Annotated in this window: 8 protein-coding genes; 1 reads left to right on the forward strand and 7 read right to left on the reverse strand. The window is 58.8% G+C overall.

Annotation, left to right across the window (positions count from 1 at the left end):
- Window positions 1-14: 14 nt before the first annotated feature.
- Window positions 15-575: a collagen-like protein gene (locus KBY73_RS03555; RefSeq protein ID WP_254935733.1), complete on the forward strand. Its 561-nt coding sequence runs from the start codon at window positions 15-17 to the stop codon at window positions 573-575.
- Window positions 576-620: 45 nt separating this feature from the next.
- On the opposite strand, the gene KBY73_RS03560 is transcribed toward KBY73_RS03555, so the two are convergent.
- The 7 genes from KBY73_RS03560 to KBY73_RS03590 all read right to left on the reverse strand — a co-directional run bounded on the left by KBY73_RS03560 (window position 621) and on the right by KBY73_RS03590 (window position 13,980).
- Window positions 621-974 carry a hypothetical protein gene (locus KBY73_RS03560; protein ID WP_254935734.1) on the reverse strand — a complete coding sequence of 118 codons (354 nt, stop codon included), beginning with the start codon at window positions 972-974 and terminating at the stop codon, window positions 621-623.
- Between the two features lie 139 nt (window positions 975-1,113).
- A complete protein-coding gene (locus KBY73_RS03565) occupies window positions 1,114-1,257 on the reverse strand; it encodes a hypothetical protein (protein WP_254935735.1) in 144 nt (47 codons plus the stop codon).
- A 151-nt stretch (window positions 1,258-1,408) separates the two neighbouring features.
- Window positions 1,409-1,765 carry a hypothetical protein gene (locus KBY73_RS03570; protein WP_254935736.1) on the reverse strand — a complete coding sequence of 119 codons (357 nt, stop codon included), beginning with the start codon at window positions 1,763-1,765 and terminating at the stop codon, window positions 1,409-1,411.
- 36 nt (window positions 1,766-1,801) lie between these two features.
- Window positions 1,802-5,119, reverse strand: a complete 3,318-nt coding sequence (locus KBY73_RS03575) for a DUF499 domain-containing protein (protein WP_254935737.1) — start codon at window positions 5,117-5,119, stop codon at window positions 1,802-1,804.
- A 10-nt stretch (window positions 5,120-5,129) separates the two neighbouring features.
- Complete coding sequence (locus KBY73_RS03580) at window positions 5,130-8,027, reverse strand: DUF1156 domain-containing protein (RefSeq protein ID WP_254935738.1); 2,898 nt, start codon at window positions 8,025-8,027, stop codon at window positions 5,130-5,132.
- On the reverse strand, window positions 8,024-10,453 hold the full coding sequence (locus KBY73_RS03585) for an ATP-dependent helicase (RefSeq protein WP_254935739.1): 2,430 nt from the start codon (window positions 10,451-10,453) through the stop codon (window positions 8,024-8,026). The genes KBY73_RS03580 and KBY73_RS03585 overlap by 4 nt, the downstream gene beginning before the upstream one ends.
- On the reverse strand, window positions 10,453-13,980 hold the full coding sequence (locus tag KBY73_RS03590; protein ID WP_254935740.1) for a protein NO VEIN domain-containing protein: 3,528 nt from the start codon (window positions 13,978-13,980) through the stop codon (window positions 10,453-10,455). The genes KBY73_RS03585 and KBY73_RS03590 overlap by 1 nt, the downstream gene beginning before the upstream one ends.
- Window positions 13,981-14,004: the final 24 nt, after the last annotated feature.

Below are 14,004 nucleotides of genomic sequence, written 5' to 3' on the forward strand. Positions count from 1 at the left end.
GCCGTTGCTCTCCCATGGCCTGGATTCCCTCCGGTTCGCTCAAGGGCCCGCAAGGGGATCCCGGCCCGCAGGGACCTCAGGGGGTACAGGGCCAACCCGGTGCCGATGGCGCCCAGGGCGTGCAAGGCCCACAGGGACCAGCGGGTATGCAGGGCGTTGCCGGCCCGGAAGGACCGCAGGGCCAGCAGGGCATCCAGGGTGCTCCGGGCCTGGGCATCACCTTCAAGGGGCATGTGGCCACCGTGGCAGACCTGCCCGCCGATGCAGCCCAGGGCGATGCCTACATCGTGCAAGCGGATGACTCCTTCCGCGTCTGGGACGCCACCAGCAGCACCTGGGTGGATGGGGGGTCGATCCAGGGACCCCAAGGCATCGCCGGCCCACAGGGACCGCAAGGCCTGCAGGGAGAGCCCGGCCCCCAGGGCCTGCAGGGAGTAGAGGGTCCTGCCGGGCCCCATGGCAACCGCGGCACCGGCTGGTTCACCGGCAGTGGCGCACCCACAACCGTGCCCGGATCTGTGCCGGGTGATCTGTATCTGGATCAAACCAGCGGTGATGTGTACGTGCTGAGCTGAGGCCCGGTGCTGCGTGCTGATCACGCCCGCCGGGCCGGGATGGGCTCAGGCCAGCATCAGCCGGCGCTGCGCCTCGAGCTGGGAGCGCCGCAGCAGCTCCTGCTCGGCCAGCAGCCGCTCATCGAGCTCATCAATGCGAGCCAGGCACTGCTGGATCGCGGGAATCACCTGTTCCTCCAGCAGGGTGATCTCCTCTTCTCCATAGGGCTGCTCAATCCAGGTGCGCCGCAGCGCCAGCCCGCGCCGCCGCAGCAGAATCTCCTGCACGGAGCGGAGCGTGGATTCCAGCAGCAGGAACGGATCTTCTTCTGGTTTGCAGAACGCACCTTCCGGTGCGATAGGCCGGCAGAACGGCGATTCCGCGGAAGCCGGGTTGCCTGCAGCAGAGCGTGTGGCCATGACGATCGGCGCCGAGAGCGGCGCAGCGACGGGACCGATCCCAGCGGAGGCCCGACCGCAGGAGGGCCTCAGACTGGAGAGGCCCCGAGCAAGCCCCCCCCAAAGCGGAGCAGGCATTAGGGGCCGTAGCCCCCAGCCATCAGAAGGGCAAAAGAGCCTCGAGCTCGGGTTCTGCAGGGGCCTCAGGCTGCTCCGCCTGACGCTCGGTGAGCAGATCATCCAGCAGGGCTGCCAGCCGAATCAGCCCGCGGCACCAGCACTCCTCTGAAAGCCAGAGCAGCAAGCCATCGCTGCTGGCGGAGAAGTGCAGCCGGCGGGCGGCATGCAGGTGAATAGGGCTGTGAGCGGGAAGGCAAAGCGTGGCTATGGCGTACCCAGCGCAGGCCCCAATACCAATGGGGCGGGGTCAAGCCCTCGCGCCGCCCGAATCAGAACTAGAACTCTTCAAAGGTGGACCTTGGATCCAGTGAAAGACTTGGCTTGAATACCCAATGAGCCCCGCTTCTCACTCCAGAAAAGTTTCTACAAACTGAGCCATCGCTGTCCATATCCTTGCAACCATAATAAGTGTGAGTCAAAATTTCATATTCAATCAAAACTCCGCCGTCAGTCAGTGATGCATGCGTGATTTGGTGGTCTACGTAGCTCGTTCGGCAATCACCATCATCGACCTTCAAATCAAAGGCTGGCGAGAGCTCCTCTGCATAACTCTCTAGATAATCAATGAGGTCAACTTCCCCTTCTTCGTCTTCCAAGACGGGAGGGACGGGGATGGAAATCTCGTTGTCCATGAATCATCATCGTGATCTTATTAGCTTTTACGGTACTCAATACAACCCAGGCTTATCGACCTTCAGCGCCGCTGAGTTCTCCAGCACAATCCGTGCGGTTTGCTCGTCGATGCCGCCGGGGGCGTTGACCTGCACCTCCAGGGTCATCTCGATCTGAACTCCGGGCAGGGCCTGGAGGTGGGACATGACCTCCTCCACGAAGGCGCTCATCTGCAGGCTGGCCCTGGTGGGATCGAGTTTCACAGAAGCCACGTAGCGCGTGGGCAGCTGGGCTTTGGGTGGAACGGGCGGTTGTGGCGGAGTCGGTGGTGCAACCCCACCAGGCCCTGTTGATCCCGTTCCTTCATTTGTGTACGGCTTCTGTGTGCCCTTGCCTTCACCGGCACCTGGGCCGGGTGGCGGTGGATCCATCGGCTTGGCTCGATCCGCTTCGATCTGAGCCAGGGCCACCTCATCTTTGACGATGTAGCCGGTGAGGCTGCTGGGCTGAGTGCTGGATGCCTGCTGCGGCCTCAGGCCGCTGTAGCGGCCGCTGGCCTCATCGAAGCCATCGGCCAGATGGAAGGTGCTCTCACCACTGAGGGCAGCAGAGGGGTTGATCAATGCGTCGAGGATCACCTGATCGGTGCTCACCCTCGGCAGATACAGGTACTTGCGGCACCAGTCGACCAGATCACGCACGCGGACGTGGGGCTTTTCCACCCAGAGGAAGCGGTTGAGGTCGTCGCGGAGGCGGCGGGCACCGAGGGAACGGAACAGGAGGTCTTCCTGCTCGCACTTCTCACTGCTGCGCTGGCCAAGGCTGCCCTTGCCACTGCTGAGCTTCTTCTCATCCCACTGGGCACCGTTGGGGCCTGGGGCCTGCTGGTAAGGGATCAGGAGGTGGCACCAGGTTTCAGGGATGCGGCTGGCGACGGCTGTGGTGGCTTCCTCCACCTTCTTGATCGCCTGCTCCTTCTGGGCCACGCTGAGATTCAGCTCCAGGGCGTTGTCGGTGATGCGCTGCCAGGCGCGGCGATCGGCCAGGGCCTGGAAGAGGTTTTCGATGGTGTCTTCATCGGGGGCCAGGAACACCAGGGTGTTGGCGTACTGCCGTGGGCTGTTGCCCTTGCTCTGTAGACAGGCAGTAGCCCACTGGCGCGCCGCACTGAACTCCACCCCCTTGCGGTGGGTGTGCTCCGCCGCCAAGAGCACCAACCGGGTGGAGGGCTCATCGGGCACGGCGCTGCCATCGACGGGAGCAGCATGGAGGCCCGCGAATTCACCACGGCTGCTCGCCTCCTTGGCCAGGCGGGTGTTGAGCTCGGCGTTCAGCTCCTGGCGCTGACGCAGGTAGCTCTCGCGATAGTCCTCGGCGGTCCGGTTGAGGTTGGGACGGGTATCGATCCAGTAGCGGTCACCGTCCTGCTGAATGAAGCGGCCGCGATCGCCGAGGCGGCGCAGGGCATCCCCGAAGGTGGCGATCGGTTCGCCTGGCATTACGCAGGCCAGCTTGACCCGCTGATCGCCGATGCCGGGTCTCTCTGTTTCCGCATCGGGGGCGGTACCGATGTAGAGGCTGCGGGCCACGCGCTTGCAGGCACTTACTCGCCCGAAGTTGGGGTTTTCACTATCGAGCCGGGCGGGGGTGGAATCTGGACCGTCCACGTCCTGAGAAATGATCGGCTCCCACTGGTTGTCGAGATAGCGCAGCAGCTCGTTTTTGACATCGGCATCGTCAATCGGTACCGAGCTGGGCATGATCAACAGATCTTTGCTGTTGCCGTTCCAGAGGCCTTCGATGGTTTTGGCCAGCAGTCGCAACACGCCGCGCGTGCGCTGGAAGCGATCGAGGGTGCTCCAGTCGTCGTAGAGCCGCTTGAACAGCTCCGGGTGGATTGGGTAGGCGGCGGTGAGTAGATCGCGGTAGCCGGGTTCGCAGGTTTCGGAGGGGAACTCGTTTTTGTTGTTGGCGTATTGATCGCTGAAGGCCCTCACAACCGCATCGCGGGCGGCTCCACCTTCGTTGTTGGTGATGGTGTCGAACAGGCGGCGCCTGACGATCTCAAAGCCCTCATTGCCGCTGGCGGGACGCCATTCGTAGGCAATGCGGTTGACGACATTGCGCAGACCATCGAGGGCTTTTTCGCCATCGCTGCCACCGATCTCATTGGTGCTCTGGGGCACGGAGATAAGAAGCAACACATTTGGCACCTGCTTGGCCGCTTCTGTGAGCGCCTGCGCGAAGGACACCTGGGAATCAAAGGTGCCGGCGGGTAGGTTGGGATTGCTGACCAGGTTGCGGGCATAGGCCACCCACTCATCCACCAGGATCAGGCAGGGGGCAGTGGAGCTGAACAGAGCAGCCAGATCCTGGGCGCCTGGGGCAACGCGCTGCTGATCGCTGTTGGCGATGCGGGCATAGCCTTCGGCACCGCCCAACTGATAGGCCAGCTCACCCCAGAGGGTGTTGACCACGGTGCCATCGGGCTTGGTGCTTGCTTCTGCCGGACTGAAGGCCGTGCCCACCAGCACGGCGCGTGAAGCCTTGGGCACCGAATGGATGCCAACCTCCGTACATACCTCATCGAGGCCGGGAAGACTGGCCAGGGGAGTGCCAGAGCAGAGGTGGTAGAGCGAGAGCATCGAGTGGGTTTTGCCGCCACCGAAGTTGGTCTGCAGCTCGATCACCGGATCGCCGCCCTGGCCATTGAGCCGCTGCAGGGAGCGACGCAACAGGTCGCGCATGCCGGAGGTGATGAAAGTGCGGCGGTAGAACTCAATCGGATCGGTGTATTCGGGGGTCCCGAGCCCGCGACGCACCTGATCGAGGTCGGCGGCGAACTCGGCCTGCTGGTATTTACCGGAGATCACATCCGGGTGGGGGGTGATCACATCGCGCCAGGGAACGAGACCTGCTTTGGTTTGGCTTTCGGTGGTGGCCTGATAGCGGGTGCGGTTGCGAGCACGCTCGGAGAACACCACCTGCTGCAGCTCTTCCCGCAGGCCGCGGATTGCTTCTGCCTGCTCGGGGGCGCTGATGTTGCGGCAGAGACGAACGGCGGTGTCGAGGTAGCGGTCGACGTCGTCGGAGGAGAATGGTTCGGAATGGGCCCACTTGTTGCGGGCCTCCTTGAGCTCACTCACATAGGCCCGATCCGACTGACTCAGCAACCTCTTGAAGACCGCCCCCCAGTGCTCCATGAACAGGCCCAGCAGTACCGAGACGTCTTGCAGGTTGCTGGCCTGGGGCGGCAGGTTGTCTTGCCAATTAGTGCCGAGGCCCTGGTAGAGCTCACGGCTGAGGTAGGGCAGCAGGCCATCCCGGAGCTGATCCAGGGCCTTGCCGATGCGGTCGCGGTTGGAGAGAGCCATGGGGTTTGGATCAGATCAGGGTGGTCTGAAGGGGCGCAGACGAGCTGGTGGAGGAAGCTGATGCAAGGCGCTCCAGCTCAGGCCAGGCGATCACCAGGCCGTTGTAGGAGCGGGCTTCTTCTGCTTGTTTCTTCTTCTCGCAGTGGTTGTAGAGGCGATAGGCAAGGGCACGGCAATTGGTGGCGAGATCACCGTGGCCGGAGACATTCTTGAGCTGAAGCAGTAGCTCAGCGGCAGCGCTTTCCCCGTTCGCTTCTAGTCGCTTGATCAGATGCTGAGTTGCCTCCCAAACGCAGAGACGACGATCGGTGGTGGGATCCCAACCCTCTGGAAGTTGGGCGCGCTGGTAGAGCCGCACCTTCCCAGCCAAGGAGGAGAGGATTCCAGCCTCTGCAACCCCATCAACGGAGAGGTTGCGAGCAATGGCTAAACCTTCAGCATCCCCATAGGAGCGCTCTTCATAGCCGTAGCTCTCAAAGAAGGTGAGGGCAAAGCGGCTATCAGCGTCGAGATCGCCTTCGTCCTGGGAGAGGTACTCATCGAGGGCGGCGTTGATCTCGATTAGGGCCTCCCGCACGCTCATGGGGCTATCATCGGGGTTGAGCACGGCCCTGGCACTGCTGTAGATCGCCATGCCAGGCCCAATAGCAGCTTGAGCGACATCAACAGGGGCGATATTTGCACGTTCAAGCTGCTTAAGAGCCTTGGGCAAGAAATATTTAAGCTCTCGCCGAAATTCACTCCGCGTTAGATTGAGAGCGGTCTCGGAGCGTTTATTGCAAACCAGGACAATACTTGAAGCGAGTGAATTATAATTGGACTTAAGTGCGCTTGACTGCTCGGTCCTTATTGGCAAGGTTCCTGTGATTTCAAAACCTGCAGTAATAACCGCCTCCAAAAAGCTCTCCCAGCCCGTGCTGGCAAACCCTAAATTACTTTTTGCTTCTGCCTGCTTAAAAGCGTAGTAAATTGTACATGGAAAAACTGGGTGGGCTTCGTTTAGTATCGCCCTCATTGCATTAATCATTCCTTCAAGAAAGAAATGATCAGCGCTTTCTTTCCCTCCATGTCTGTAGGGAGTAGCTACAAGCTCCTCCGCTTTGGGGACCGCCATTGTGGCAAAAAGATCTGGATAGATGCCGCTTAAGCTTCTACGCAGCCAAACATAGAAAAAATCCGAGAGGTCGGCGTATCCGACATTGTCATAATACGGAGGGTCGGTGCTGATAATTGTTGGTGTTTTAATATGGGGATTAAGAAGTTGAGCAGGGTGTTGATTGGACACTCCCTTTGCTCCTTTGCCAAGATGACGAATAACTTTTGCAGAGTCCTCACACATTCCATCCCAATCCCCACCAGCGCCAGCAAAGGGGCTGCACTCGGGGAAGTCCCATACCATAGGTATTGCTTGCCTTCCAAAAGCACGCCCACTTTTTCCTTGATTAGCCCTCCATAGTCCAAGCGTGCAGTGATAAGAAGTCATCTTTGATACTACTTGACCAAGGTATGTGCAGACATAACCCGAATAGTGGCAAGCTTCAGCTTTGCTCATCCCAGCAGATTGCGCATCTATGGAAATAGCCTTGTTCGCCTCGCCAACAAGGTCTCCCAATGTTGATAGTAGAGCCAGTTGCCTAGGCGTAAACAACTGGCCATGCTTGGTAATGCCATAAATTTGAGTCTTGATGTCTCTAGGGTGATGATTTATCTCAAGCTCTGGAAACCAGCCTGGGCTCGTTATTTCTTGCTCTGCATTGCAACTTGCAGATGGCGGCAGGTAAACCCTTTCTTTGTCGCCCTGAACAACAACCCCTAGGCAGCGCAAGCCCATTCGGCCCGCAACACCTTCGGCACGAATATAATCATAGGAAATCGGGGAGCCCGACATTAGGCATTTAAATGCATTCCACTTTCCTGCTGACAATCCAGTTTTTGTCAATTGGGGGTCTGGTGGTGAGCCAGCACAGACAGTAATGCGATAACCGTCGCTGTCGACAATTGGCACAATATAGGCGTGGTTTTTGCCGCTAGTTGAAAGCAGGAAAGTTGAAGCCAGTGGAACATCAATCCCTTGAAATGCTGGGTTAGGGCTTTTTACTGTCCTAGCCCATAGCCAGGCAATTACAGGCAGGCAGCGGCCTTTGTATTTTGCTAAATCTTTCCTGGGATTCCCTGGATCTAGTATTAGCTCATCAGTGACTTCAACACTTTGATAGAGGTATTCCAGCCTCCGCCTTGCTTCGCTCCCAATCCACTTGCCGTAATAAGCCACATCCTCGGCAAGCCCTTCCGCCTTTGTGTAATTATTAAGTGACAACTTTTTGACTGAGTCAGGATTGACAGGTTTGGCGTCACGAACCAGCCCTGGAATCTCGATCATTGTCTTGTTGATGAGGACTGCCACCGGGTTCAGATCACTGGCGCAGGCCTCCAGCCCAAGCCGCTGCGCCTCCAGGGGCAAAGCTCCGCCGCCTGCAAATGGATCGTGGAAGCCGGGCAGCTTGTCTGGATTAAAGAGCTCTGCTGCCTGTGGGTGATTAGAGTTGTCATCGCAGGCCCGCCGCCAGCTCCGCTTGATTTCTTCCCGAGCTCGGTTCAACACCAGTTCATTGGTGGTGTTCTCCCAGATGACCAGCTCACTGACAAGGGCAAACAGCCGCAGCCGTTCGTTCTCCTGATCTTCCTCAGTAGGGAACTCCTCCGGTACTGCTGAAGGGTCATCCACCATCTGGCAGAAGATCACCGCCCTTGCTGCTGCCAACGGCCGCCGCGCCCACCACAAATGCAAGGTGCTGGGGTGACCATGACGGATGCTCTTCTCCCGTGCCGATGCCGCATTGATCGCCTCCAAAGGGATGGCGACCTCGATCATCTTCTTGCGGCGTTTGACGGGGTGGTCGGTCATCATTCGAACTCCGTTTCGTTGTCTTCGAGAATCACATCAAATACCCCTATGTCACCTGGTGAGTGGGGACCAAATCTCTCTCGCGTATCACTATCGTCGGGTGAATCCTGTCGCTTTTCTCGAAAACGGATGGCATTTTGATTGATATCATCCCACAGCTTTAACCTAATTGATGATTGTCTCCGGTCATCATCAGTCTTTAGAGGTTTCAATTCAAGATGCGACGTGATCTCCTGCACAACCTTCGTATAGACGGATTGCTGGGTCTCGGACGAAAGGAGACGAGACCACGACCTTGCACATGCATTCCCAACTTGATAGAGATGCATGTATGACAAGAGACTCTCTAGATAATAACTACCTGACTGACCAGGAAGGGCCGAAAGCTCTCCTTTGAATATAGCCCGGCATTCGGCTACATATCTTTCGACAGTCTTGTAGTCCGCCTCTGTCAAATAAGGCGACGGCTCATTCGATGTATAGAAAATATGTAGATCATGTATGGCCCGCGTCATGGCCACATAAAATATGCGTCTTTCTTCCTCCTCGGCAGAACGCTTCTCCCGAGCACTGGTCACTTCGCCAGTCGCCGAGGGGAAATCAGTCTGAGAACTATTCATATTGGGGACAACCACAACAGGAAACTCAAGTCCTTTTGCCTTGAATACTGTAAGTATTTTTAACTTCGATTCGTTCCTGCCGCGAATTTCCGTTGCATTAAATGCTTTAACCCTGTCGATTTGGGCCAGGAACGCGGCAAGCGTATCGTCTCCGGCGTAATCGACAAGGGCATCAAATATCTGTGCCTTAACTCGGCCAATACGGGGATGAACAGAGGAATCGATAATCCACTGTCGAAGCTCGGTTTTCGCATCTAAATCAGAGATGGCTTTTGCTGCAGTATATTCACTGGGACTTTTGTCTGAGTATGCGGAGAAGAATGCGATTAGATTATCCACTCCTTCGCTCCGCTTGCCAGAGTCATTTTGCCTCGTCTCATTGTATTCATCCAGTAACTCGCCTAAGGGCTTGGTATTTTCCGAGCCAAGAGCCTTGTTGATGACGGCCTCAAGTGCCGCGCGCTTCATGTATGTCTTTGGACGCGTATAAACCTTTCGCAATGCTTTTTGGTAGACTTCTTGGTCGCTTGCATCAAGGGCGCAACTATGCATTCGCTTGTGCTCGAGAATTAAAAGCGTTAGATAATCAAGAATGTATCCCGTCTCCCTTCTGAAGTAGAATGGCTTGCTATCAGGAATCTCGTACGGTATCTGCTTCGCGATTAGAACCTGTTCAATGCATGGGGTCTCAGCGTACTGCCTAATTAATACCACGATGTTGTCATAGCTTCCGGTCTCTGTATAGACTGATTCCGCGATCTGTGCTATTTCATTTGCTTGGTCGCGGATTGTATGAAAACGTCGGATATCCAACTTGCCAGTAAATGGCATCATCGGCATCATTTTCTTTTTGGCTCTATTCTGGTTTTTCTCGATTACTTGAGCCGCTAGTATCACCGGACCTGGAGACGATCTAAAATTCCTGCTTAGGCGATAGTCTGTCCAGCTATTGTCGCTTAGCTTTGATCGAATAAAGTCTGGCCTGGCGCCTCTCCATTCATAGATTGTCTGGTCATCATCTCCGATCACCATCATATTCTGTGACCTCTCGTCCAAGAACTGGAGCATCATATCCTGTGCTTTGTTGACGTCTTGATACTCGTCTACAACAACAAATTCATAGCGAGAGGCAAACTGTTCTCGCAGTGCCACGTTTGAACCTAGACCAACAGTCGCGTTAACCATGATGTCATCAAAGCCAAGCGCCTTGCAATTTCTCCTCTCGTGCTCGTAGGTATCAATTAAAACTTCCAGCCATTGATTTCGTTGAAATGTTTCAATGTCAAAATATGGACGGGCCCGCTCGGGTAGCGATTCGTACATCCAATCTGTGCACAACATATCTCCCTTGAGCTGCATGAGATAGTTCGAGAAATCACTGTACCCGAGGTCTTCTATTAGTTGCTTGTTGATTTCATGGTCTTTGGGGTTGATGCCGTTGTCATCACGTATTCTGTCCTTCGCCCTGTAAAAGCATCCCGAAAGTTCATTGTCGTCAACATTGAAACGTCTTGGGGCCTCAAGCTGATCTGTCTTGAAATTGACTATGCGCAAGGCGACGGCATGGAGTGTAGCTACTTCAACTCCTTCGCAGAATTCTTCATCGGCAAGCTTGTGTTCAAGTTGATTGCGAGCAAATCGACTAAATGTCGTTGCAAGTATTCGTTTGGGATTGTGGCCGCACTCGCCAATGAGGCGATTTATCCTCTTGACAACCGTTGTTGTCTTGCCTGAACCGGCAACTGCGAACACTACCGCTCGCCCCTGTTCGTGCTCGATGACTGCTTGTTGTTCTTTGGTCGCTTTCATCAGTGGGCGTCTCTCCCGGCGGCCAGCAGTTGTGGAAGGTTTTTGGTGATCTGGGTGTCGCCAAATCCAGGCAGGCCCCAGTCGACACCGCTCACGTACACCGGTGCTGAAGCCTGATCGCCAGCCACGCTTACCAGCGCCAACCGGAAACGGTGGGGTGAGTTGCGGCCGACATTCACCTCATTGATCGTGAGCGTGACGGAATCGGCCCCATCCGCCCGGCCCTTAACCTCAATGAAAAAGAGATTGCCACTGTCATCGATCGATTCGATGTCGTAGCCAAGGCCGCGCTGGGCACTGACGTCTTTTGGCATGCGACCTAGGGCTTTCTCGGCTTCAAAGACGGCGTTCATCGCCAGCAGTTCCACCCGCTTGCGGGCGGCTGCGTCCACGCCTTCTGGCTCGCTTTGGCCCTGCAGCGCTAGCAGCAGCCCCACCGGAAGCACCAGGGCGCCGCCCTTGAGGGTGGGCACCTTGGCGGTGATCTGGGTCTCTGCCTCCAGCTGCACCATCCGCTTCCCCAGACGGTTCAGCAGCACTTCGGCGCGATCCTTCGCCACCTTGGCCGGCAGCCGCACCTGCTTGCCGGCCTGCTCCTGGAGTTGCAGTTCGGCGTAGCGGCGGCTCCAGTGGTTGATCTCTCTCTGCATGCGCGCCTGAATTTCACGCCTGGCCTTGGCGATCCGCTCCAGACGCTCGGCCTTCACCTCCTCAAGGTGTTGAGGCACCAGGGTGGTCATGGCGTGCTGGAGCACCACCGCATCCCAGTCCTGCGCCAGCCAGCTCTCCTGCAGCAGGGGAGTCACCAGCGATTGCTCGGCCTCCTTCAAGGGCCGGTAGTCGAGATACGGGGCCGATCCGGCGGGGTTCACGTCCCCGCTGCGGCTGATCTCCAGGAATTGCAGCCGGTTGGAGATCAACTGCTGCTGGCCTGATCGCGTCTTGCGGCCATCCTGCAGGCCGTGCTCCAGGCAGAAGAGCAGCCGGGGCTCGCTGCCCAGGTCGCGTTCATCCACCAGCACCGCCCCCTGGCCCAGCACCGCTCCATCGCGCTCTGTCACCAGCGAGATGCAGGCCTCCAGCAGCGGATGACCGGGGCTCACCAGCTCTGCCCGGGGGCTATCGGCCACATGCTCCTTCTCAAAACAGATGCGCTCGTAGCGGGCCTGCACCGGTACACCGATCCCGATTTGCTGGTTGCGATCCATCAGCAGCGGCGGCACGTAGGTGATCTCGTAGCGGCCCTTCTCGCGGGGGTTCACCTTGCCCCCCAGCCGCCGGAACGCCTCGATGAAGAAGTCGTGCACGTAGTGGGGATGGATGCGTTTGGCCATCGCCCGCTCCATCTGCTGGCGCAGCTGCTCCACCGTGGCCGCATCCATGCCCTGGCGCACCAGGGCTCGCTGCGCGAGCAGCTCCTCCAAGTGGCCCTGGTCCACCGCTCCGTCGATCTCCAGCTCCAGCTGGGCCTTCACATCGGGGCGCTCGTTGTAGCGGACGGCATCCATCAACAACTCCCGCAGCGAGCGGCCCGAGAACAGCTGGCCGAGCACGTCGAACACCTTGTCGCCCAGGGCCTCGCGTGCGGCCTCCAGCTTCTTGAGCAGCTGGATGTACACGTCGCCCTCGCGGGTGTCTTTGGCCAGCAGGTTCCAGAGGTGGCAGACCTCCTTCTGGCCGATCCGGTGGATGCGCCCGAAGCGCTGCTCCAGTCGGTTGGGGTTCCAGGGCAGGTCGTAGTTCACCATCAGGTGCGCCCGCTGCAGGTTCACGCCCTCCCCGGCTGCATCGTTGGCCAGCAGCACCACCACCTCCGGGTCGTTCATGAAGGCATGCACGATCTGGCGGCGCCGATCGCGGGCCACCCCGCCGTGGATCTCCACCACCGCCTCCGGCCGTCCTAGACGGTCGCGGATCTTGGCGGCCAGATCCATCAGCGTGTCCTTGAACTCGGTGAACAGCACCAACTTGCGCCGCGCACCATTGGCCTGCTTCATCAGCGGGTCATCGAGGATCCGGTCCAGCTCCTGCCATTTGGCATCAGTGCGCTGGTCCACCACCTTGCGGCTCAGCTGCTCAAGCTCCTTGAGGGTCTGGATCTCGAACTCCAGCTCGGCCAGGGTTTGGGCGGTGGTTGCGTTGTCGGTGAAGGCCTCCTCAGTGCCTTCGATCTCGCCGGCGGTGTCTTCTTCGTAGAGGTCGTCGATTTCGTCGTCGCTCAGCCCGCCCGGCTGGTACTTGGCATCCAGCTGCAGGCGCTCTCCGGCTCCACGCCCTTCCAGTAGCAGGCGCTCCTCCTTCAGGCGGCTCTCCAGGCGCTCACGCCGTCGCTCCAGGGAGCGGTGAATGGCAAACGGGCTGCTGGCCAGACGACGCTGCAGGGTCATCAGGGCAAAGCCCACGTTGACCCGCTTTTTGCCGCCGCCCTGCTGGTTGGCGTTGCGGTCGGCGCGGTTCATCTCCTCGCGCACGTAGTCCGTCACCCGCTCGTAGAGCACCTTCTCCGCATCGGAGAGCTCGTACTCAGCCGTGTAGCTCTTGCGCTCGGGGAACAGCTTGGTGCCATGAAAGGTGTAGAGGTCTTCCTTCACCAGCCGCCGCATCAGATCGGTGGGATCGCTGCGGTGCACGGCATCGCGCTGGTGACCTGCAAAGCGGTCCTCATCCAGCAGGGCCATAAACAGTTGGAAGTCCTCTTCCTTGCCGTTGTGCGGCGTGGCGGTCATCAGCAGGAGGTTGCGGGCGTGGTTGCCCACCCGCTTGCCCATCTCGTAGCGCCTGGTGCGCTTCACCTCGCTCCCGAAGTAATGGGCGCTCATCCGGTGCGACTCGTCGCACACCACCAGGTCCCATTCCGGCGCCTGCTCTAGTCGGCTCTGCAGCTCCTCGTCGCGCGAGAGCATGTCCATCCGGGCAATCAGCAGCGGGCGCTGATCGAATGGGTTGCCCAGCCCGGTGGCGTTGATCATCTCGCGGGTGAGCAGCTCGAACTGCAGCTCGAACTTCTCCTTGAGCTCGTCCTGCCACTGCTCGGTGAGCGAGCCCGGCGCCACGATCAGGCAGCGCTCCAGCTCGCCGCGGATCAGCAGCTCCTTGATCAGCAAGCCGGCCATGATCGTCTTGCCGGCACCGGGGTCGTCGGCCAGCAGGAAGCGCATCGGCTGCCGGGGCAGCATGTGCTCGTAGACCGCACTGATCTGGTGGGGCAGCGGGTCGATCGTGCTGCTGCTCACCGCCACATAGGGGTCGAACAGGTAGGCCAGCTGGATCCGCTCGGCCTCGCTCACCAGCCGGAACAGATCACCGCTGCCGGCGAAGCTCCACTTGCGGCCGCCGCCCACCAGCTCCAGGTCGGCCTCATTGCTGCGGAACAGCAGCTGCTCGCCCAGGGCGCCGTCCTGCCCGCGGTAAACCACCTTGCAGGCGGCTTCGCCCAGCATCTCGGCCGTGATGATGCGGACGGCCTCGCGGCCCACCAGGCCCTTCACAAGAGCGTCGGGCTTGAGGTCTTCCAGGCGGGTGGTCATCGCTGCACCTCCTGCCATGGCTGC

The organism is Cyanobium sp. Tous-M-B4, assembly GCF_024345395.1.
Taxonomy (GTDB): domain Bacteria; phylum Cyanobacteriota; class Cyanobacteriia; order PCC-6307; family Cyanobiaceae; genus Cyanobium_A.